Source organism: Pseudomonas citronellolis, from assembly GCF_029335315.1.
GTDB lineage: Bacteria > Pseudomonadota > Gammaproteobacteria > Pseudomonadales > Pseudomonadaceae > Pseudomonas > Pseudomonas citronellolis_A.
In genome coordinates, this window is sequence record NZ_JARJLT010000182.1 from 1 (window position 1) to 21,680 (window position 21,680).

The following is a 21,680-nucleotide window of genomic DNA, read 5'->3' on the forward strand; positions in this document are numbered from 1 at the left end:
CGGGAATAGGGCCAACCCCATACCCCGTCACTCCCGCGAACGCGGGAGCCCAGCGCCTTGCGGGGTTGCCCCCGCCCTGTTCCGTCCGCGAGCGGATGCCCAGAGACAACTGGAACAGCGGAAGTCAGATCACCAGCCGCCCGCTGGCGACAAGGCGCGCCTGCCCGGCGATCTTCACCCGCTCACCTTCCAGGCGGCACCACAGCTCGCCGCCACGGGCCGAGCACTGGAAGGCACGCAGTTGCAGCTTGGCCAGGCGCTGCGACCAGTAGGGGATCAGGCTGCAGTGGGCGGCGCCGGTCACCGGGTCCTCGTTGATGCCGATCGCCGGGGCGAAGAAGCGCGAGACGAAGTCGTAGTCGTGATCGCCGCGCGCGGTGACGATCACCCCCAGGTACGGCAGTTTCGCCAGGGCGGCGAAGTCCGGCTGGCAGGTGCGCACCGCCTCCTCCGACTCCAGCAGCACCAGCAGGTGCGCGGTGGTGTTCAGCGCGTCCACCACCGGCAGGCCCAGGGCCTGTTCCAGTTCCACGGTGGCGCCGACCTCGCGCGGCGGCTGGGCCGGGAAGTCCAGGGCCAGCCGCTGGTTCTCGCGGAACACCCGCAGCGGGCCGGACAACGAGTTCAGTTCGAGCACCTCGCCCGGCTCGCCGAACACCTCGAACAGCACATGGGCGCTGGCCAGGGTGGCGTGGCCGCACAGCGGCACCTCGGCCGTGGGGGTGAACCAGCGGATGCGCCAGCCATCCGTTTCGCGGACCAGGAAGGCGGTTTCCGAGAGGTTGTGTTCGGCGGCGATGGTCTGCATCAGCTCGTCGGCCAGCCAGGCGTCCAGGCGGTAGACCATGGCCGGGTTGCCGGCGAAGGGACGGTCGGCGAAGGCATCGACCTGGTGGAATTCGAGCTGCATGGGGTTCTCCTGTGGGTGACGCTGCAGCATGCCGCCCCCGGCGGACGGCGCTGCCATACAGTGCGCGAGTTTCGCGCCGGCACAGTCGCGCGGTCAGTCGCGGCCGATGGCGGCGAAACTGGCCGAGGTCAGCTCGGCCAGGGTTTCGGCGCTCAGTTCCACCTCCAGCCCGCGGCGCCCGGCGCTGACGTGGATGCTCGGGTACTGCCGGGCCGATTCGTCGATGAAGGTGCGCAGGCGCTTCTTCTGCCCCAGCGGGCTGATGCCGCCGACCAGGTAGCCGGTGGCGCGCTGCGCCGCGTTGGGGTCGGCCATGTCGGCCTTCTTCGCCCCGGCGGCGTGGGCCAGGGCCTTGAGGTCGAGGCTGCCGGCCACCGGCACCACGGCCACCAGCAGCTCGCCCTTCTCGGTGGCGGCGAGCAGCGTCTTGAACACCCGCGCCGGCTCCAGGCCGAGCTTCTCGGCGGCCTCCAGGCCATAGGACGGCGCCTTCGGATCGTGTTCGTAGCTCAGCACGCGGTGCTCGGCGCGGGCTTTCTTCAGCAGGTCTATGGCGGGGGTCATGGCGGTCCGTCGTGGGTCGGTGAAAGGCCCAAGCATAGCAAGCGGCGGCGGCCGAATCCGCCACCGACGCGTGCGCGCCCGGCCCTTCACCCGGCGCGCGGAATGGCCTAAGGTCGCAGTCTGCCGCCAGCACAAGGCCCCGCCATGACCGACCGCCCGAACGACAAGAAATACCTGGTCGCCCTCGACCAGGGCACCACCAGTTCCCGCGCCATCATCTTCGACCACGACGCCAACGTGGTCAGCGTGGCGCAGCGCGAATTCGCGCAGATCTACCCGCAGGCCGGCTGGGTCGAGCACGACCCCATGGAAATCTGGGCCACCCAGAGCTCGACCCTGGTCGAGGCGCTGGCCCAGGCCAGCATCGGCTTCGGCGAGGTGGCGGCGATCGGCATCACCAACCAGCGCGAAACCACGGTGGTGTGGGACAAGGCCACGGGCCGGCCGATCCACAACGCCATCGTCTGGCAGTGCCGGCGTAGCGCGGGCATCTGCGAGCAGCTGCGCGCCGAAGGCCTGGAGCCTTACATCCGCGACACCACCGGCCTGGTGCTGGACCCGTACTTCTCCGGCACCAAGCTGAAATGGATCCTCGACCACGTCGACGGCGCCCGCGAGCGCGCCCGGCGCGGCGAGCTGCTGTTCGGCACCGTGGACAGCTGGCTGGTGTGGAAACTCACCGAGGGCGAGGTGCACGCCACCGACTTCACCAACGCCTCGCGCACCCTGCTGTTCGACATCCACAAGCGCGACTGGGACGACACGCTGCTCGCCGCCCTGGACATCCCCCGCGCCATGCTGCCGCAGGTGCGCGCTTCCTCCGGGGTGTTCGGCCAGGCGCGGGTCGGCGGCCTGGGCGTGCACCGCACCCCCATCGCCGGGATCGCCGGCGACCAGCAGGCGGCGCTGTTCGGCCAGCTCTGCGTGGCCGCCGGGCAGGCGAAGAACACCTACGGCACCGGCTGCTTCCTGTTGATGCACACCGGCGCCAAGGCGGTGAAGTCCACCCACGGCCTGCTCACCACCATCGCCTGCGGCCCGCGCGGCGAGCCGCAGTACGCGCTGGAAGGCGCGGTGTTCAACGGCGGCTCGACGGTGCAGTGGCTGCGCGACGAGCTCAAGGTGATCAACGACGCCAAGGACTCGGAATACTTCGCCAACAAGGTCAAGGACAGCAACGGCGTGTACCTGGTGCCGGCCTTCACCGGCCTCGGCGCGCCCTACTGGGACCCCTACGCGCGCGGCGCGCTGTTCGGCCTGACCCGCGGGGTGAAGGCCGACCACCTGATCCGCGCCACCCTGGAATCCATCGCCTACCAGACCCGCGACGTGCTCGACGCCATGCAGCAGGACGCCGGCGAACCCTTGCGCGCCCTGCGCGTGGACGGCGGCGCGGTGGCCAACAACTTCCTCATGCAGTTCCAGGCGGACATCCTCGGCACCCCGGTGGAGCGCCCGCAGATGCGCGAAACCACCGCCCTCGGCGCGGCCCTGCTGGCCGGCCTGGCCAGCGGTTTCTGGAAGGGCCTGGAGGAAGTCCAGGGCAAGGCGGTGATCGAACGGGTGTTCCAGCCGGCCTGCGACGCGGCCGAGCGCGAGCGCCTCTACGCCGGCTGGAAGAAGGCCGTGGAACGCACGCGCGGCTGGGCGGCGGAAGACTGAGCAAGCCCGGTCGTAGGGCGAATAACGCGAAGCGTTATCCGCCGCTTGGCTTCGGCCGCATCCGATCCCTGTCAAAACCGCGCCACGCTCGACCACGCCATGGGCGGCAAGGAAGGTGCATCGGCGTATAACCGCGAACGGTTATACGCCCTACGGACCTGAAGCCGTCGGAGCGGACCCCGTCCGGGCAATGACAGCGAAGCGCGCCTGCGGCATCCTTGCACCTTCGCCCGTCGCACGAGAGCGCCGATGAACCTGCCACCCCGACAGCAAAGCATCCTCGACCTGGTCCGCGAACGCAGCTACCTGAGCATCGAGGAACTGGCCCAGCAGTTCGCCGTCACCCCGCAGACCATCCGCCGCGACATCAACCAGCTCGCCGAACGCAACCTGCTGCGCCGCTACCACGGCGGCGCAGCCTGGGATTCGAGCGTCGAGAACACCGCCTACAACACCCGCGCCGACCAGATGCGCGACGAGAAGCAGCGCATCGCCGACGCGGTGGCCGCGCAGATTCCCGACAACGCCTCGCTGTTCATCAACATCGGCACCACCACCGAGGCCATCGCCCGCGCCCTGCTCGGCCACCGCAACCTGAAGATCATCACCAACAACCTGCACGTCGCCGCCATCCTCAGCGCCAAGGCCGATTTCGAGGTGCTGGTGGCCGGCGGCACCGTGCGCAGCGACGGCGGCGTGGTCGGCCAGGCGGCGGTGGACTTCATCCAGCAGTTCCGCGCCGACTTCGCCCTGGTCGGCATCAGCGGCATCGACGACGACGGCAGCCTGCTCGACTTCGACTACCAGGAAGTGCGCGTCTCCCGCGCCATCATCGACAACGCCCGGCAGGTGTTCCTCGCCGCCGACTCCAGCAAGTTCGGGCGCAACGCCCTGGTACGCCTGGGCCCCATCGGCCTGGTCGACCGCCTGTTCAGCGACGCCGCGCCGCCGCCCGGCGTGGCGCGCCTGCTGGCGCAGCACAAGGTGCAGCTGGAACTCGTCTGAAGCATCCCCTTTCGAAAACGAAAAACCTCCGTCAGCCGTCTGAATGACGGCCTTTCGGCTGTTCATATTGCATTCACTCGCCTATTATATTTTCGAATTCGAACATATTGATGTTCACTTCCAGTCACGAGGAGGCCCCATGAGCCATGCCCACAAGCGCTCCGCTCCCCTGGCTGAGGTCTACGACCTGGCGGTCGTCGGCGGTGGCATCAATGGCGCAGGGATCGCGGCGGACGCCGCCGGGCGCGGCCTGCTGGTGTTCCTTTGCGAACAGCACGACCTCGCCAGCCACACCTCCTCGGCCAGCAGCAAGCTGGTGCACGGCGGCCTGCGCTACCTGGAACACCGTGAATTCCGCCTGGTGCGCGAAGCCCTCGCCGAGCGCGAGGTGCTGCTGGCCAAGGCCCCGCACATCGTCCACCCGCTGCGCTTCGTGCTGCCGCACCGGCCGCACCTGCGCCCGGCGTGGATGATCCGTGCCGGGCTGTTCCTCTACGACCACCTCGGCAAGCGCGAGAAGCTGCCGGCCTCGCGCGGCCTGCGCTTCGGCGCCGACAGCCCGCTGCGCGAGGGCATCCGCCGCGGTTTCGAGTATTCCGACTGCGCGGTGGACGACGCCCGCCTGGTGGTGCTCAACGCCCTGGCCGCGCGCGAACACGGCGCCCACGTGCACCCGCGCACCCACTGTGTCAGCGCACGGCGCAGCAAGGGCTTGTGGCACCTGCACCTGGAGCGCGCCGACGGCAGCCTCTACTCGATCCGCGCCCGCGCCCTGGTCAACGCCGCCGGGCCCTGGGTGGCGCAGTTCTGCCGCGACGACCTGCGCCAGGCGCCGCCTTACGGCATCCGCCTGATCCAGGGCAGCCACCTGGTGGTGCCGCGCCTGTACGAAGGCGAGCAGGCCTACATCCTGCAGAACGAGGATCGCCGCATCGTCTTCGTGATCCCCTACCTGGAGCGCTTCAGCCTGATCGGCACCACCGACCGCGAATACCTCGGCGACCCGGCCAGGGTGCGCATCAGCGACGAGGAAACCGACTACCTGCTGAACGTGGTCAACCAGCACTTCAAGCACCCGCTACGCCGCGAAGACATCCTCTGGAGCTTCTCCGGAGTGCGCCCGCTGTGCGATGACGAATCCGACGAGCCGTCGGCCGTGACCCGCGACTACACCCTGGCGTTGCAGGGCGCGCCGGGCGAGGCGCCGTTGCTGTCGGTGTTCGGCGGCAAGCTGACCACTTACCGCAAGCTGGCCGAGGCGGCCCTGGCGCAGCTCGCGCCGACCTTCCCGCGCCTGCGCCCGGCCTGGACCGCCAGCGCCCCGCTACCCGGCGGCGAGCGCATGGGCAGCCCCGAGGACCTGGCCGTCGAACTGCTCGCCACGCACCCCTGGCTGCCGGCGGGCCTGGCCCGGCGCTGGTCCACCAGCTACGGCACGCGCAGCTGGCGCCTGCTGGACGGGGTGAACGGCGAGGCCGACCTGGGCGAACACCTGGGCGCCGGGCTCTACGCCCGCGAAGTGGACTACCTGTGCCGCGAGGAATGGGCCGAGGAAGCCGAGGACATCCTCTGGCGCCGCAGCAAGCTGGGGTTGTTCCTCAACGCCGAGCAGAAACTGCGCCTGGCCGCCTACCTGGAGCGCGAGCACCCGCGCAAGAGCAGCGTCCAGGTGGCCTGAGGCGCGAAGCGCCGGCTCAGAGCGAGGCGTTCAACTCACTGATCAGTTCTTCGCGGTGCTTGAGCGAGGCCAGCGCGGTCTCGCCCAGGCGCCCCGCCACCTCGCTCAGCAGGCCCTGGGCCAGGAGCATGAAGGCGCACATGCTGTTGCTGAAGAACAGACTGTGGTTGGGAACGTAGAAGCTGTGCGCCGCCACCCGCGCCAGGGGCGAACTGGACGAGTCGGTCAGGGCCACCACCTCGATGCCATGGCGCGCCGCCACTTCCGCCGTGGCCAGCACGCTGGGCGTGTACGGGAAGCAGCTGGCGACCACCAGCACATCGCCGGCGTCCAGCTGCGCCAGCGCATCCGCCACGCCCTGGCGGTTGGCGTCCAGCGCCGCGACGTCGGGGCGCAGCATGCCCAGGCCGTAGGACATGAACAGCGCCAGCGAGGTGAACTGGCGCATGCCGTGGATGCGCACGCGGCGCGCCGTGGCCAGGCGCTCCACCACCCGGGCGAAGACCTCCGGCTCGACCTGCTCGATCATGCTCGCGATGTTGGTGCTTTCCTGCCGTCCCAGGCGGGTGAGGCGCGACAGCGTGCTGTCGGCCGGGGTCAGCAGCAGGCGCGAGGCCTGGTCGCTGTAGAAGCTCTTGCCTTCGGTCAGCTCGCGGCGGAACACGTCCTGGAACTTGCTGAAGCCGCCGTAGCCCAGGCGCTGCGCCAGGCGCGACAGGGTCGAGGCGTTGACCCCGAGCTGCTCGGCCAGTTCGCTGATCGACGACACCGCGGTGCGTTGCGGCGCTTCGAGCAGCGCCGTCAGCACGCGGCGCGAGCTGCCGCCCAGTGAGATTCCCGCCTCGCCGCGCTCGATGTCCTCCAGCAGCTGCTTGAGGGCTCCCAGGTTGTCGGGCAGTACGGCGGGCGCTTGGCTCATCGGGCGGGTCCAGGTGCGGGGATGGGATGGACACTGCCGCGCGCCTCGACCTCGCGGGGGTCGGGCTGGCAGTGGACGCTCCATTCTACCGAGTTCGCCCCGACGCGGAACACGGCCGTGGCCAGGGTGTTCTCGTCGTCCGGGTCGTCCGCCGCGCGCCGGTACACCGGCAACTCGGCGTCCGCCGTATCGCGCAGGATGGCCAGCGCCCCGTCGCCATCGAGCCGCGCGGGCGCACCGGCCAGCAAGGCGTCCACCCGCCGCTGGCGGCTGCCCGAGCTGCCGGTGATACGCTGCCCGGCGGCATCCAGCGCGGCGTCCAGCAGATGGTTGGAATGCCCGGCCGGGCGCTGGATTTCGCGCACCGCCACGCCGGCGGAACAGGCCTCGACGCTGAGCAACTGCTTGGCGCCGGCCTGGCCCAGGGTGTGGTGGAAGGCCCCCGCGCGGCCCGCCGTGGCCAGCACCGCCACGGCCTGCGCCAGGCTCGCGGCGTCCAGCACCGCGCGGGCCAGCACCTGGCGCGGCAGCCCCGGCGGAATAGCGTTCGGGCGGATGTTGTTGACCGTGCTCACCAGCCCGCGCTCGTTGACCGCGAAGGTGTGCCCCGGAATCGAGCCCGGGTAGACGAAGCTGGTGAACCCCAGGCCCTGCTCGGGTCGCGCATGGAGCAGGCCGCAGTGGCCATCGAGCGGTGGCAGGCCATCCTCGTTGTGGGCGATCAGCCAGCCGCCTTCGGCGGGCCCGAACACGGTCGTGCAGCCGTCGACGCTGGCGTCCTGGACGAAATCGCCACGGCAGTTCCACAGGAACACCTCGTCGAACGGCAGCTCCAGGCCGTCGGCCAGGCCGCGCAGCTCGTCCCGGACCCGCGGGAATTGCGCCTGGACCTGCGCCTGCATGCGCAGCGCCACAGGCGAGCCGGCCAGGGCCGCGAGGCGTCGCCACAGCGGCGACGGGCGCAGGCGCTCGCGCACCGCGTCGCGGCCGAAGCGCCCCAGCCCCAGGCCGATGTCGTAGGCGCTGCCGGAAAGGTTCAAGGGTGTCAGGCTCATGCGGCGACCTCAGGCGACATGTTGCAGGAACTCGCGCAGACGCGGGCTGCTGGGATTGCCGATCAGGCTAGCGGGGTCGCCGTCCTCGGCGATGCTGCCCTTGTCGATGAAGATCAGCCGCGAGGCGACCTTGCGCGCGAAATCGATCTCGTGGGTGACGATGACCATGGTCATGCCCTCTTCCGCCAGGTCCTTCATCACCTGCAGCACCTCGTGGCGCAACTCCGGGTCCAGCGCCGAGGTCGGTTCGTCGAACAGCATCAGCCTGGGCTTCACCGCCAGCGCGCGGGCGATGGCCACCCGCTGCTGCTGGCCGCCGGACAGCTCCGAGGGGAAGTGCCCGGCTCGCTCGGACAGGCCGACCTTGGCCAGCAGTTCGCGGGCCAGCGCCTCGGCCTCGGGCTTCTTCGCCCCGCGCACGCGGATCGGGCCGAAGGCCACGTTCTCCAGCGCGGTCATCTGCGGAAACAGGTGGAACTGCTGGAACACCATGCCCGCCTCCTGGCGGATCAGGCGTTCGTCCACCTTCGGGTCGTTGACCTCCATGCCGTCGACGAACAGTTCGCCGCCGGTGATCACTTCCAGTTTGTTGATGCAGCGCAGCAGCGTGGACTTGCCGGAACCGGAAGGCCCGATGATCACCACCACTTCGCCGTCGCCGATCTTCAGGTTGATGTCGTGGAGCACCTCGGTGTCGCCGAAGCGCTTGGATACCCGCTTGAACTCGATCATAGGATTTTCAGCCTCGACTCCATGCGCCGCAGCACGTAACTCAGTACCAGGGTGATGACCAGGTAGATCACCGCCACCGCCGACCAGATTTCCATCGCCCGGAAGTTGCCGGCGATGACCTCCTGGCCCTGGCGGGTCAGCTCGGCGACGCCGATGACGATGAACAGCGAGGTGTCCTTGATGCTGACGATCCACTGGTTGCCCAGCGCCGGGATCATCCGCCGGAAGGCCAGCGGGGCGATCACGTAGCGCAGCGTGTCGCGCCCGGACAGGCCCAGGGCCAGGCCGGCCTCGCGGAACCCGCGGTTCACCGAGAGCAGCGCGCCACGGGTGATCTCGGCGATGTAGGCGCCGGAGTTGATCATGATGGTGACCACCGCCGCGCTGAACGGGTCGATGCGCACCGGAATCATCAGCGGCAGGGCGAAGTAGATGAACATCACCTGGACCATGATCGGCGTGCCGCGGATCAGCTCGACGAAGACCAGCGCCAGGCGGCTCGAGAAGAAACCGCCGTAGGCGCGGCCGACACCGGCCAGCAGGCCGATGACGGCGCCGCCGAGCAGGCCGAGGACGGAGATCCACAGGGTCAGGCGGGCGCCTTCGAGCAGCACCGGTAACGCGTCCCAGATGGCGGACCATTGGAATTGCATGACGGTCTACCTCCGCGTCACTTCGGGTCGGCGCCGAACCACTTGCGGTAGATCTGCGCGTAGGTGCCGTCAGCGCGCAGTTTCTTCAGCGCCGCGTTGACCGGCTCGCGCAGCTCGCTGCCCTTGGGGAAGCCGATGCCGTACTGCTGGGCCATCATCTGCTCGCCCACCGCCTTCACCTGGCCGTCGCCGGCGGTCTTGATGTAGTAGAGGACGTTCGGGGTGTCGTGCATCGCGGCGTCGACGCGGCCGGTGCGCAGCTCCAGGTAGGCGTTGTCGACGTTGGGGAACTGGCGCAGGTCGCTGGCCTTGAGGTTGGCCTTGGCGTAGTCCGCCGCCGAGGTGCCGCTCTTCACCGCCAGGCTCTTGCCGGCGACGTCGGCCGGGCCCTTGATGCTGTCGTTGTCGGCCTTGACCATCAGCAGGAAGCCGCTGTCGTAGTAGCCGTCGGAGAAATCGATGGCCTGCTTGCGCTCTTCCTTGATGGTGATGCCGGCCAGGGCCAGGTCGACGTTGCGCGTCTGCAGCGCCGGGATGATGCCGTTGAAGTCCATCGGCTTGAGCTGGTAGGTGACGCCCAGCTCCTTGGCGATGGCCGCCCACAGGTCGATGTCGAAGCCGACGTACTGGTCGCCCTGCTTGAACTCGAAGGGAACGAAGGCGGTGTCGGTGGCCACCAGAAGCTCCTTGTCGGCGGCCATGGAACTGGCGGCGGCGAACAGGGACAGCGCGGCGAACGAGGCTTGAAGCAGCTTTTTCATGCAGGACTTCCTCTTGCGGGTCAGCGGGATGCGCCGGGCCGGGGCCCAGCGCGCATTAGCGGCAGTTCGATCGCAACGGGCCCGAAGACCCGGACTTTATTGTTCTGAGCGGCTAACCCACGGAAGGGCTGCATGCACTGGAGTGCTTTTGTGCAAAATAAACATGCACAAATTCAAATTGCAAGTATTTTTCGCTAGCACCGAACAGCCCCCCGCGAACCATCTGAAGCCCGTAGTTTCAGCCAAACAGCCAGGCGCCAGGCATCCGGCCGAGCAACAAGGCACCCCAGGCAGTGCAAAGACCTCGCAATAAAAGATTGCGCAACCAAAAAATGCATTTAATATTTGCGCAAACCCCGGAGGTCATCATGAGCCATGTCCTGCACCGCAGCCTCACCCAGTCCTACCCCACCGCCGTTCGCGGCGACGGCGCCTACCTGATCGACAGCCAGGGCCGCCGTTACCTGGACGCCAGCGGTGGCGCGGCGGTGTCCTGCCTGGGCCATAGCGACCCGGCGGTGATCGAGGCGGTGCGCCGGCAGGTCGGCACCCTGGCCTACGCGCACAGCTCCTTCTTCACCAGCGAACCCATGGAGGCGCTGGCCGACTTCCTGATCGCCCGCGCGCCCGCCGGCATGCGTTCGGTGTACTTCGTATCCGGCGGCTCCGAAGCGGTGGAGGCGGCGCTCAAGCTGGCCCGCCAGTACTTCGTGGAGATCGGCCAGCCGCAGCGCACGCACCTGATCGCGCGGCGCCAGAGCTACCACGGCAACACCCTCGGCGCCCTGGCCACCGGCGGCAACGCCTGGCGGCGCCAGCAGTTCCAGCCGCTGCTGATCGACGTCAGCCACGTCAGCCCCTGCTACGCCTACCGCGACCAGGCCGCCGGCGAGACCGCGGAGGCCTATGGCGAGCGCCTGGCGCGCGAACTGGAAGAGGAAATCCTGCGGCTGGGCGCCGAGCGGGTCATGGCCTTCGTCGCCGAGCCGGTGGTGGGCGCGACCCTCGGCGCGGTGACGGCGGTGCCCGGCTACTTCAAGCGCGTGCGGGAAATCTGCGACCGCCATGGCGTGCTGCTGATCCTCGACGAGGTGATGTGCGGCATGGGCCGCACCGGCAGCCTGTTCGCCGCCGAGCAGGAAGGCATCGGCGCCGACCTCATCACCATCGCCAAGGGCCTGGGCGCCGGTTACCAGCCCATCGGCGCGACCCTGGTGAGCGAACGCATCCACGACGCCATCGCCCAGGGCTCCGGGTTCTTCCAGCACGGCCATACCTACATCGGCCACGCCACCGCCTGCGCCGCGTCGCTGGCGGTACAGACGGCCATCGAGGAACGCGACCTGCTGCCGCGCGTGCGCAGCCTCGGCCTGGGCTTGCGGCAACGCCTGCAGCAGGCCCTGGGGGCGCACCCGCATATCGGCGACATCCGTGGGCGCGGCCTGTTCCAGGGCCTGGAGCTGGTGGCCGAGCGCGACGGCAAGACGCCCTTCCCCACCGAGGCCCGCCTGCACGCACGGATCAAGAAAGCCGCCATGCAGGAAGGCCTGCTGTGCTATCCCATGGGGGGTACCCTGGATGGTCGCCGTGGCGACCACATCCTCCTGGCGCCGCCGTTCATCCTCGAGGAAGCGCAGCTGGACGAGCTGGTGGAAAAGCTGCAGCGCGCCATCGACGGCGCCATCGGCAGCCTCTGAGAGCAACGTCATGAAAATCGAATCGCGCCTCACCCCGCTCACCGACGAACGCATGGACACCGAGCAGCGCCGCGTGCTGCAGGACATCCTCAGCGGCCCGCGCGGCAACCTCGACGGCCCCTTCCTGGCCTGGGTACACAGCCCGCAACTGGCCGACAGCGCACAGAAGCTGGGGGCCTTCTGCCGCTACGGCACCCGCCTGGAACTGCGCCTGAGCGAACTGGCGATCCTGGTCACCGCGGCCTGGTGGCAGTCCCAGGCGGAATGGCAGATCCACGAGCCCATCGCGCGCCAGGCCGGCCTGGCCGAGACGGTGATCGAGGCGCTGCGGCGCGGCGCCAAGCCGGACTTCGAGCGCGACGACGAGCGCCTGGTCTACCACCTCGGACGCAGCCTCTACGCCAGCCGGCGCATCGACCAGGCGCTGTACGACGATGGCGTGCGGGCGTTCGGCGAGGCCGGGATGGTGGAGCTGGTGGGAATCTACGGCTACTACGCGCTGGTAGCCATGACCCTCAACGCCTTCGCCGTGCGCCGCGAGACGGAAGCGCCGCTGCCCTTCGCCGAGCCTTGAGCGCCGGCCCCTGGTCGGCGCAATCGCGGATGAGTCCGCGCCTGCAGGGAAACGCCGCGCCTCGAACGCGCCGTCATTGCGTTCGGGACGACAGCGAACGGTTATACGCCCTGCCCCATCCTACGCAGAGCGTCTTCGCGCAGTCGGCTGCTACACACCCAGCTGCGCTTCCAGTTCGGCGACCCGCGCCTGCAGGCGTTCGCGCTCGGCGCGGGCCGGGCCGATGTCTTCGAACACGCTGATCAGGTGCTCCGGCAGGCCGTCCTGGCGACGCCGCTGCAGCGAGGTGCGGGCGCGCAGCCAGACATACTTGCCGTCCTTGCGCCGGCAGCGCTTCTCTACCACGTAGCGCTCGATCTCGCCGGCCAGCATGCTGCGTAGTAATTGCAGGTTGCGCTCCAGGTCCTCGGGGTGGGTGAGCTGCTGGAAGGTCATGCCGTAGAGCTCCTCGGCGCTGTAGCCGAGCAGTTCGCAGAGGCTGCCGTTGACCCGCTGCCAGGTGCCGTCCAGGCCGATGTAGGCCAGCGCGCCCCAGGTCAGTTCGAAGATCGCCCGGAAGCGTTCCTCGCTGTCGCGCAGCTCCTCCTCGGCGGCCATCCGCGCGGTGTTGTCCATGCTGATGCCGACCATCTTCACCGAACGCCCGGCGCTGTCCTTGACCACACTGGCGCGCGAGGCGATCCAGCGCATCTCGCCGTCCGGGCGGAAGATGCGGAAGTCGCACTCGCAGCCGCTGCCGTCGGCGATGGCCTGGTCGTACATCGCGCGCATGGCGGCGACGTCCTCGGCCGGCAGGTGCGGCCAGAAGTCCTGGTTGCGGCTCACCGGCCAGCCGTAGACCGCTTCGACGTTGGGCGAATAGGTGACTTCGTCGCTGATCAGGTTCCACTCCCAGGTGACGATGCGCGCGCCTTCCTGGGCCAGCTTCATGCGCGCCTCGCTCTCCATGATCTCGGCGGTGTAGCGCCGGCGCACGTCGGTCATCGGCAACTCGATCGGCTCGTGGGCCTGCAGGTCGCGCACGGCTTCCTCGCCGTAGCGCAGCCAGATCCAGTTGACCTTGAGGAAGGCGGCCAGCTTGCGCAGGTTGTCGTAATCGATCTCGCCGCCACGGGTCCACTTGTGCACCGCCGTGCGCGAGATGCCCAGCGCGGTGGCCACGGCCTGCAAGGTCAGCTTGTTGAGTTCGAGCAATTCCTTGAGGCGGAAGGCGAAGGTGGTTTCCGTCATGCGCGGTCCTGTGCGAGGGGTGCCGGGGACCGCAGTATACACGGGTGTAAACTGGTGGATGACAAGGTTGGACCTGGGCGCGAAGGGAGGTCGTGGAGTGGGGTTCAGACTCCGCTACCCTCTCCCTAGCCCTCTCCCTGAAGGGAGAGGGGACCGTTCGGCGTTGGATGATCTTCCTGAGTCAGCCGGCAACACAGTGCCCTCCGACTGAAACTATGCCCCTCTCGGCGCGGACTAGCCCCCTCTCACTTCAGGGCGGGGCGCGCAGCCGAGGCTGGGGAGAGGGAACGGTATCAACCTCAAAACCTGACCTACCGGCGAGCACCGTTCGCGAGCAAGCTCGCTCCTACAGGGAGCGAGCCGGGCTTCAGAGGTCGATCACCAGGCGCGCTGTGCGCGAGCGCGACACGCAGAGCATCAGGCTCTGCTGCGAGGCTTTCTCGGCGTCGCTCAGGTACTGGTCGAAGTGCTCCGCCTCGCCTTCCAGGATCGCCGTCTCGCAGGTGCCGCAGACGCCTTCGCGGCACAGGCATTCCACCTTGGCCGCCTTCACGTTCTCGATGGCCTGGAGGATGGTCATGCCCTCCTCCACCCGCAGCTCGCGCCCGGAACGGGCCAGCACCACGGTGAAGGCGGCGCCTTCGGCCGGAGCCGCGGCGAACTGTTCCCAGTGCACACGCGCATCGGCGATGCCGGCCTGCTTCGCGCCGGCGATCACCGCGTCGATCAGCGGCTTCGGGCCGCACACGTACAGGTGCGCGTCGGCCGCCAGGCCGGCGAACAGCGCCGCCAGGTCGAGCTTGCGCTCCAGGCTGTCGATGTAGAAACGCACGTGCTCGGCGTGCGGGCCGGCTTCCAGGTCGGCCTGGAAGGCGCCGTGTTCCGGGCTGCGGAAGGCGTAATGCAGCTCGTAGGGCGTGGCGCCGGCTTCCAGGTCGTGCAGCTGGGCGAGGAACGGGGTGATGCCGATGCCGCCGGCGATCAGCACGTGGCGCCCGGCGCTCGGGTCCAGGGCGAACAGGTTGTTCGGGGTGGAGATGGTCAGCCGGGTGCCGACCTCAACCTGCCCGTGCATGAAGGCCGAGCCGCCCCTGGACTGCTCTTCCAGGCGCACGCCGATCTGGTAGTGGCTGAGGTCGCGCGGGTCGCTCATCAGCGAGTAGGCGTTGCTGAAGCTGCCCGCCGGATCCTGCACGATCACGTGGCTGCCGCCGCTGAACGCCGGCAGCGCCTGGCCGTCCTCGCGCACCAGGGTGAAGCGCTTGATCAGCGGGGTCGCCTGTTCCACCGCGCTGACGCGGACGCTGAACATCTCGTATTTGTTGGCCATCATTCACCTCGACTGCAAGGGCGAGCGGCAGGCCCTGCCGCTCGCCGTGACCTGCTGCCCGCTCAGACGGCGAGGCACAGGTACTTGATTTCCAGATAGTCCTCGATGCCGTACTTCGAGCCTTCGCGGCCCAGGCCGGACTGCTTCACCCCACCGAACGGCGCCACCTCGTTGGAGATCAGCCCGGTGTTGATGCCGACCATGCCGTATTCGAGGCGCTCGGCGACCTTGAACACACGGCCGATGTCGCGGCTGTAGAAGTAGGCGGCCAGGCCGTAGAGGGTGGCGTTGGCCAGCGCGATCACCTCGGCGTCGCTGGAGAAGCGCACCAGCGCCGCCACCGGGCCGAAGATTTCCTCCTCCAGCAGCGCCATACCCGGACGGATGCCGGCCAGCACGGTGGGCTCGAAGAAGCCGCCGCCCAGGGCGTGGCTGCGGCCACCGAGCACCAGTTCGGCGCCCTTGCCGACGGCGTCGTCGATCAGGCTGCGCACCTTGGCCACCGCCTTGTCGCTGATCAGCGGGCCGACCTGGGTGCCCTCGGCGCTGCCGTGGCCGACCTTGAGCTCGCGCACGCGCTCGACGAAGCGCGCGGCGAAGCGCTCGTACACCGCGTCGTGCACGTAGAAGCGGTTGACGCACACGCAGGTCTGCCCGGCGTTGCGGTACTTGGCGATCAGCGCGCCTTCCACCGCCGCCTCGATGTCGGCGTCGTCGAAGACGATGAACGGCGCGTTGCCGCCCAGTTCCAGGGAGACTTTCTTGATGGTCTCGGCGCACTGGCCCATCAGCAGGCGGCCCACCGGGGTGGAGCCGGTGAAGGTCAGCTTGCGCACCAGCGGGTGGCCGGTGAGCTGCGCGCCGATGGCCACGGCGTCGCCGGTGACGATGCTCAGCAGCCCCGCCGGCAGCCCGGCGCGCTCGGCCAGCTCGACCAGCGCCAGGGCGCTGAACGGCGTCTCGTTGGCCGGCTTGAGCACCACGCTGCAGCCGGCGGCCAGGGCCGGGGCGACCTTGCGGGTGATCATCGCCGCCGGGAAGTTCCACGGGGTGATGGCCGCGCACACGCCGATGCCCTGCTTGATCACCAGCAGGCGCTTGTCGTTGCTCGGGCTGGGGATGACGTCGCCGTAGATGCGCTTGCCTTCCTCGGCGAACCATTCGACGAAGGAGGCGGCGTAGCGGATTTCACCGAGGGCCTCGTGCAGCGGCTTGCCCTGTTCGAAGGTCATCAGCCGGGCCAGGTCGTCCTCGTTCTCCAGCAGCAGCTCGAACCAGCGGCGCAGCACCTGGGCGCGCTCCTTGGCGGTCTTCGCGCGCCAGCCTTCCAGGGCCGCGTCGGCGGCCTCGATGGCGCGCACGGTCTCGGCGCCGCCCATCAGCGGCACATGGCCGAGCAGCTCGCCGCTGGCCGGGTCGGTCACCGCGACCGTGCGGCCGTCGTCGGCGTCGCACCAGGCGCCGGCGATGTAGGCCTGCTGGCGGAACAGTTTCGAATCGTTGAGTTTCACGCAAGGGTCTCCAGCGACCGCCGCCGGCCGCGCGGGCCGGCGGCGGTGGCCATCAGTCTTCCAGGTGGGCGACGGCGATCAGGTTGTGGAAGTGGGCGATGCCGTGCTCGCTGATGCCGCTGCGCTCTTTGTCCACCATGATCCGGCCCTGGCCACGGTAGCCGCGGGACTTCAGGCCCTTCTGCACGCTTTCCACCAGGCGCAGGTCTTCCGGGCGGAAGACGTCGCGGTACCAGTCGATCAGCACCTGCTGCTCGGGGGTGATGTCCTTGTTCAGGAAGTAGATGTCGTAGTGCTGCAGGGTGGTTTCGGCGTCGACCGGGAACTCGTAGATCACGGTCATGAAGTTGGCGCCCGGCGGCACGTTGAACATGGTGCACGGCCAGGCCCAGAAGCCGGCGAAGGACGGATCGGTGACCGACTCGTCGACCTTGAACGACTGCTCCGAGGACTTGGCGATGCCGTACTGCAGCGACCAGTTGCCGTGCAGGGTGTGGCCGTACTGGCCGACGTCCACCGAGTCGGCGAAGCTCGGGTGCGCCGGGCCGCAGTGGTAGCACTCCATGTAGTTGTCGACGATGGACTTCCAGTTGGCCGGGGTCTCGGTGACGAAACGCGCCGCCAGTTGCAGGTCGTCGATCACCGCGCAGGCCTGGCGCATGCGGTCCTGCAGGCCCGGCAGCTGGTCTTCGACGGTGCCGGCGTCGTTGTCCATGTTGATGAAGATGAAGCCGGCGTATTCCTCGACGCGCAGCGGCACCAGGCCGAACTCGCCCTTGTCGAAGCCCTGCACGGCGTCGCAGTTGCGCACGTGGGTCAGCTCGCCGTCGAGCTTGAAGGTCCAGGCGTGGTACGGGCAGGCGATGACGTTCTTGGCCTTGCCGCTGCCTTCCAGCAGCTGGTGGCCACGGTGCGGGCAGACGTTGTAGAAGGCGCGCAGCACGCCGTCGCGGCCGCGCACGACGATGATGCTTTCGCCGATCACTTCGCGGGTGATGTAGGCGTTGTTCTCCGCCACTTCGCTGCGGTGCGCCACGCAGATCCAGCTGCGGGCGAAGATGTTTTCCTTCTCGTGCTCGTACACCGCCTTGCTGGTGTAGAAGTGCGCGGGAATGGTGAAGGCCTCTTCGTGGTTGGCGCAGAAGTCGGCCGGCAGTCGCTGGAAGTCGTTCATCGGGTGTTCTCCGGGCTTTGGCTGCGGCCGTGGCCGGCAGCCTTATTACTTATTGGTTAACGTATATCTATTGGTTAACAAACCGGGCAAAAAAATTTGCCTGGCCGTGCCCGCCGCCCTTCGGCGGCGGGCCGTATCGGTTACTGCGCGGGCGCCGCGGCGGGCACCGGCTGCGGCTTGGCGTGAGGCTCCTCGCCGGCCAGGCGGGCGGCCTCTTCCTCGATCAGGTGCGCCGGCATCTGGCCATAGTCCTGCACCATCCACGTGAGGAAACCGTAGATTTTCACCAGCAGGATCGCCATGAACGGGATGGCGGTCAGCACCACGGCGGTCTTCATGGTCGACAGCGAGGCCTTGGCGAACAGCATGGCCAGCGGCACCAGGGTCAGGGTCACGCACCAGAACAGGCGGTGGGTCGGCGTCGGGTCGTCGCCTTCCTGCAGGTTGCGGGTGCTGGTGGCGGCCACCGCGTAGGCCGCGGCGTCCATGTGCGAGGCGCAGAACACCGCCATGATGAACAGGTACACGCCGAGGAACAGCTTGCCCGCCGGCAGGGCCGCCAGCAGCGCTTCCACCGCGCTCTCGCCGCCGTGCTCGCTGAGGATCTTCGGCACGTCGATGGCGCCGGTGATGAACTGGTGCATGCTGTAGCTTTCCAGCGCACCGAAGAAGAACCAGCAGCCGAAGCTACCGCCCATGAGCAGGGCGAACACCACTTCCTTGATCTGCCGGCCACGCGACACGCGGGTCACGAACATGGCCACGCCGGGCGCGTAGGACACCCACCAGAGCCAGTAGAACACCGTCCAGTTGCGGGTGAAGGCGCCGTCCCCGGCGGGGTCGGTGAACAGGCTCATGTGCACGTAGTTCTGGATCATCAGGCCGATGGAGTTGGCCGTGTTGTTGATGGTGAACTGGGTCGGGCCGACCAGCAGCACCACCGCGGCGAACACCAGCGCGCCGTAGCAGACCATCTTGCTCAGGTGCTGCAGGCCGCCGTCGATGCCGATGTAGGAGCTGAGCGAGAAGAGCACGGCGATCACGCCGATGACCATCAGCTGCACCATGAAGGTGTCGGGCGTGCCGACCAGGCCGGACAGGCCGCGGGTCAGGGTCGAGGCGGTGAGCGCCAGGGACACGGTGAGCGCGCCCATCATGGTCAGCAGGAAGATCAGGTCCACCGCGCGGCCGACCGGGCCGGTGGCCTTGAAGCCGGTGACGGCCTCGACGATGGAGGCCAGGTTCAGGCCGCTCTTCTTGCGCACGTGGAAGTGGTAGGCCATGGCCAGCGAGGCCAGGGCGTAGATCGACCAGGCGCTGATGCCCCAGTGGAAGAACGAGTAGCTGACGCTGTACTCCAGGGCCTGGGCCGACTCGGGCACCATGTTCAGGCCGGGGGTCTGGTAGTAGTAGGCCCACTCCATCACGCCCCAGTACAGGGTCGAGGAGCCCATGCCGGCGCAGATGAACATGAACACCCAGGTGGCGGTGGAGTATTCCGGCTTGCCGCTGCCCAGGCGGATGTTGCCGTACTTGCTGAAGGCCAGGTACAGCACCACCAGGGAACTGGCGAACACCAGCAGCTGGACGCTGGTGCCGAAGGTGCGGGTGGAGAGTTCGAACAGGGTGTTGGCCATCCGCCCGGACTGCTCCGGGAATGCGGCCAGGCCGACCACGGTGAGCAGCACGGCGACAAGGCTCACGGTTATCAGGAACACATCAATCTTTTTGTTCTTGTGCGACATCAATCGACTCCTGGAACTATGGAAGTCTTCCCGCCCGCGGGTCGGCAATGCCCGTCTGTGGGTGGGAAGGGTTGTCTCATTCGGCTGGGTTTCTCCTTTACTGTTAACCCATGGTTAATCAAAATCCAATGGTTAACAGTGTGCCTGTAACTCCTTTCGTCCGCAAGGGCGTAGCGCAGGTCTCATGCGGCTTTCCGGATGATCGGCGGCCCGCTGCGTCGTCCCGTCCGTGGCGCAGTGGGCCGCCGGGTGAACTCAACCGGCGACGCGGGTGGCGATGGCCTCGCCGACTTGCTGGGTGGAGCGCTGGCCACCCATGTCGCGGGTCACCTCGCCCGCGGCGATGACCTGCTCGATGGCGGCGAGGATGTCGTCGTGGGCGGCGCGGTAGCGTTCGTCACCCTGGCCGAGGAAGTCCAGCATCAGCGCGCCGGACCAGATCATGGCGATCGGGTTGGCGATGTTCTTGCCGTAGATGTCCGGTGCCGAGCCGTGCACCGGCTCGAACAGCGAGGGGAACTTGCGCTCGGGGTTGAGGTTGGCCGAGGGCGCGATGCCGATGGTGCCGGCGCAGGCCGGGCCGAGGTCGGAGAGGATGTCGCCGAACAGGTTCGAGGCCACCACCACGTCGAAACGCTCGGGCTGCAGGACGAAGCGGGCGCAGAGGATATCGATGTGCTGCTTGTCCCAGGTGATTTCCGGATAGCCGGCGGCCATGGCCTCGGTGCGCTCGTCCCAGTAGGGCATGCTCACGGCCATGCCGTTGGACTTGGTGGCCGAGGTCAGGCGCTTGCGCTCGCGGGTCTGGGCCAGGTCGAAGGCGTACTTGAGGATGCGGTCGACGCCGCGCCGGGTGAACACCGACTCCTGCAGCACGAACTCGTTCTCGGTGCCTTCGAACATGCGCCCGCCCAGGGACGAGTACTCGCCCTCGGTGTTCTCGCGGATCACCACGAAGTCGATGTCGCCGGGCTGCTTGTTCGCCAGCGGGCACGGCACGCCGGGGAACAGGCGCACCGGGCGGATGTTCACGTACTGGTCGAACTCGCGGCGGAACTTCAGCAGCGAGCCCCACAGGGAGATGTGGTCCGGGACCTTGTCCGGCCAGCCGACGGCGCCGAAGTACAGGGCGTCGAAGCCCTTCAGCTGCTCGAACCAGTCGTCGGGCATCATCTTGCCGTGCTGCAGGTAGTAGTCGCAGCTGGCCCACTCGAAGTGCTCGAACTCCAGCGCCAGGCCGTGCTTGGCGGCGGCCGCCTGGACGACGCGCAGGCCTTCGGGGAGGACTTCGTTGCCGATACCGTCGCCGGCGATGGCGGCGATGCGATAGGTCTTGCTCATGCTGGGCACTCTCTTGTTGCTGTCGGGGCGAGTAGGGAAAGCGTGCCGACCATGCTATAAGCGCCAATTCAAAACATAATTACGCCATCCATGGATTCTTAAGACACGAACCGTGAACAATCTGCCGAACCTGGAAGACCTCGCCGTCTTCGTCCAGGTCGCCCGGCGCGCGAGCTTCGCCGCCGCCGCCGGCGAGCTGGGCATGTCCACCGCCTTCATCAGCAAGCGCATCCGCCTGCTGGAGCAGAACCTCGGCGTGCGCCTGCTGCACCGCACCACGAGGCGGGTGTCGGTGAGCGAGGACGGCGAACGGGTGTACCACTGGGCGCTACGCATCCTCGACTCGGTGCAGCGCATGGGCGACGAGGTCTCGGCGCTGCACCGCGAGCCCAGCGGCCAGCTGCGCATCGCCAGCAGCCTGGGCCTGGGCCGGCGCTTCGTCGCCCCGGCGCTGTCGGAACTGGCCGCGCGCTACCCGCAGCTGGACATCCGCCTGGACGTCCACGACCGCCTGGTGGACCTGGTGGCCGAGGGCGTGGACCTGGACATCCGCGTGGGCAACGAAATCGCCGCCAACCTCATCGCCAAGCCCCTGGCGCGCAACCGCCGGGTGCTCTGCGCCGCGCCCGGCTACCTGGCCAGGCGCGGCACCCCGCGCAGCCTGGCCGAGCTGACCAGCCACGACTGCCTGATCATCAAGGAGCGCGACCACCCCTTCGGCGTCTGGCACCTGGAAGGCCCGGGCGGCGAGGAAAGCGTGAAGGTCACCGGGCCGCTGTCGTCGAACCACGGCGAAGTGGTGCACCAGTGGTGCCTGGATGGGCGCGGCGTGCTGCTGCGCTCCTGGTGGGACGTGCACGACAGCCTGGCCGACGGGCGCCTGGTGCAGGTGCTGCCGGAGTACCAGCAACAGGCCGACATCTGGGCGGTGCACGCCTCGCCGCTGGCCAGCTCGGCCAAGGTGCGGGTGGCGGTGGAGTTCTTCCGCCAGTATTTCGCCGAGCGCTATACGCTGCCGGATGCCTGAGCGGGCGCGATCGCGAGCCGCGCTCATCGGCGGATAACCGCGAACGGTTATCCGCCCTACGCATGCCGGAGGATCGGGCGCGATTCGCGGGCATGGCCCGCTCCTACGGGCC

The 21,680-nt window shown here is 68.3% G+C and carries 19 protein-coding genes; 6 read left to right on the forward strand and 13 right to left on the reverse strand.

Annotated elements, in window-relative coordinates; translation table 11 throughout:
* Positions 1-124: 124 nt before the first annotated feature.
* Both P3W75_RS14270 and ybaK read right to left on the reverse strand, forming a co-directional pair.
* Positions 125-910, reverse strand: a complete 786-nt coding sequence (locus tag P3W75_RS14270; protein WP_276228010.1) for a PhzF family phenazine biosynthesis protein — start codon at positions 908-910, stop codon at positions 125-127.
* 93 nt (positions 911-1,003) lie between these two features.
* On the reverse strand, positions 1,004-1,474 hold the full coding sequence (ybaK, locus tag P3W75_RS14275) for a Cys-tRNA(Pro) deacylase (protein WP_276228011.1): 471 nt from the start codon (positions 1,472-1,474) through the stop codon (positions 1,004-1,006).
* A gap of 144 nt (positions 1,475-1,618) precedes the next feature.
* On the opposite strand from ybaK, the gene glpK reads away from it, so the two are divergent.
* From glpK to glpD, 3 genes are all read left to right on the forward strand, one after another.
* Complete coding sequence (gene glpK / locus P3W75_RS14280; RefSeq protein ID WP_276228013.1) at positions 1,619-3,136, forward strand: glycerol kinase GlpK; 1,518 nt, start codon at positions 1,619-1,621, stop codon at positions 3,134-3,136.
* Between the two features lie 249 nt (positions 3,137-3,385).
* On the forward strand, positions 3,386-4,141 hold the full coding sequence (locus tag P3W75_RS14285; protein WP_276228014.1) for a DeoR/GlpR family transcriptional regulator: 756 nt from the start codon (positions 3,386-3,388) through the stop codon (positions 4,139-4,141).
* 139 nt (positions 4,142-4,280) lie between these two features.
* A complete protein-coding gene (gene glpD / locus P3W75_RS14290; protein WP_276228015.1) occupies positions 4,281-5,819 on the forward strand; it encodes a glycerol-3-phosphate dehydrogenase in 1,539 nt (512 codons plus the stop codon).
* A gap of 16 nt (positions 5,820-5,835) precedes the next feature.
* On the opposite strand, the gene P3W75_RS14295 is transcribed toward glpD, so the two are convergent.
* The 5 genes from P3W75_RS14295 to glnH are packed head-to-tail and all read right to left on the reverse strand — an operon-like array spanning position 5,836 to position 9,939.
* A complete protein-coding gene (locus P3W75_RS14295) occupies positions 5,836-6,738 on the reverse strand; it encodes a MurR/RpiR family transcriptional regulator (RefSeq protein ID WP_276228016.1) in 903 nt (300 codons plus the stop codon).
* The gene (locus tag P3W75_RS14300; RefSeq protein ID WP_276228017.1) at positions 6,735-7,793 is read right to left on the reverse strand and encodes a C45 family autoproteolytic acyltransferase/hydolase; all 1,059 of its coding nucleotides are present in this window, start codon (positions 7,791-7,793) and stop codon (positions 6,735-6,737) included. Before P3W75_RS14300 ends, P3W75_RS14295 begins: the two co-directional genes overlap by 4 nt.
* A 9-nt stretch (positions 7,794-7,802) precedes the next feature.
* The gene (glnQ, locus tag P3W75_RS14305) at positions 7,803-8,525 is read right to left on the reverse strand and encodes a glutamine ABC transporter ATP-binding protein GlnQ (RefSeq protein ID WP_276228018.1); all 723 of its coding nucleotides are present in this window, start codon (positions 8,523-8,525) and stop codon (positions 7,803-7,805) included.
* Positions 8,522-9,178 carry a glutamine ABC transporter permease GlnP gene (glnP, locus tag P3W75_RS14310; RefSeq protein WP_276228019.1) on the reverse strand — a complete coding sequence of 219 codons (657 nt, stop codon included), beginning with the start codon at positions 9,176-9,178 and terminating at the stop codon, positions 8,522-8,524. Before glnP ends, glnQ begins: the two co-directional genes overlap by 4 nt.
* Before the next feature lie 17 nt (positions 9,179-9,195).
* Entirely contained in the window at positions 9,196-9,939 is a 744-nt protein-coding gene (gene glnH / locus P3W75_RS14315; protein WP_276228020.1) for a glutamine ABC transporter substrate-binding protein GlnH, read from the reverse strand.
* Positions 9,940-10,307: 368 nt separating this feature from the next.
* Between glnH and P3W75_RS14320 the strand changes: the two genes are divergently transcribed.
* Together P3W75_RS14320 and P3W75_RS14325 are read left to right on the forward strand one after the other, a co-directional pair.
* On the forward strand, positions 10,308-11,636 hold the full coding sequence (locus P3W75_RS14320; protein ID WP_276228021.1) for an aspartate aminotransferase family protein: 1,329 nt from the start codon (positions 10,308-10,310) through the stop codon (positions 11,634-11,636).
* Positions 11,637-11,646: 10 nt separating this feature from the next.
* Positions 11,647-12,210 (forward strand): carboxymuconolactone decarboxylase family protein, encoded by a 564-nt coding sequence (locus tag P3W75_RS14325; protein WP_276228022.1) that lies wholly within the window; start codon positions 11,647-11,649, stop codon positions 12,208-12,210.
* Between the two features lie 150 nt (positions 12,211-12,360).
* Here P3W75_RS14325 and P3W75_RS14330 read toward each other — a convergent pair whose 3' ends face one another.
* The 6 genes from P3W75_RS14330 to P3W75_RS14355 all read right to left on the reverse strand — a co-directional run bounded on the left by P3W75_RS14330 (position 12,361) and on the right by P3W75_RS14355 (position 20,541).
* Complete coding sequence (locus P3W75_RS14330) at positions 12,361-13,440, reverse strand: PAS domain-containing protein (protein ID WP_276228023.1); 1,080 nt, start codon at positions 13,438-13,440, stop codon at positions 12,361-12,363.
* Positions 13,441-13,807: 367 nt separating this feature from the next.
* Positions 13,808-14,770, reverse strand: a complete 963-nt coding sequence (locus P3W75_RS14335; RefSeq protein WP_276228029.1) for a PDR/VanB family oxidoreductase — start codon at positions 14,768-14,770, stop codon at positions 13,808-13,810.
* A 62-nt stretch (positions 14,771-14,832) separates the two neighbouring features.
* Positions 14,833-16,281 (reverse strand): NAD-dependent succinate-semialdehyde dehydrogenase, encoded by a 1,449-nt coding sequence (locus P3W75_RS14340; protein WP_276228024.1) that lies wholly within the window; start codon positions 16,279-16,281, stop codon positions 14,833-14,835.
* Between the two features lie 52 nt (positions 16,282-16,333).
* Positions 16,334-17,455: an aromatic ring-hydroxylating oxygenase subunit alpha gene (locus P3W75_RS14345; protein ID WP_276228025.1), complete on the reverse strand. Its 1,122-nt coding sequence runs from the start codon at positions 17,453-17,455 to the stop codon at positions 16,334-16,336.
* A 140-nt stretch (positions 17,456-17,595) separates the two neighbouring features.
* Positions 17,596-19,200, reverse strand: coding sequence for a BCCT family transporter (locus P3W75_RS14350; protein ID WP_276228026.1), 1,605 nt, complete (start codon positions 19,198-19,200; stop codon positions 17,596-17,598).
* Positions 19,201-19,455: 255 nt separating this feature from the next.
* On the reverse strand, positions 19,456-20,541 hold the full coding sequence (locus P3W75_RS14355; RefSeq protein ID WP_276228027.1) for a tartrate dehydrogenase: 1,086 nt from the start codon (positions 20,539-20,541) through the stop codon (positions 19,456-19,458).
* Between the two features lie 112 nt (positions 20,542-20,653).
* Between P3W75_RS14355 and P3W75_RS14360 the strand changes: the two genes are divergently transcribed.
* Positions 20,654-21,568, forward strand: a complete 915-nt coding sequence (locus tag P3W75_RS14360) for a LysR substrate-binding domain-containing protein (protein WP_276228028.1) — start codon at positions 20,654-20,656, stop codon at positions 21,566-21,568.
* Positions 21,569-21,680 lie beyond the last annotated feature (112 nt).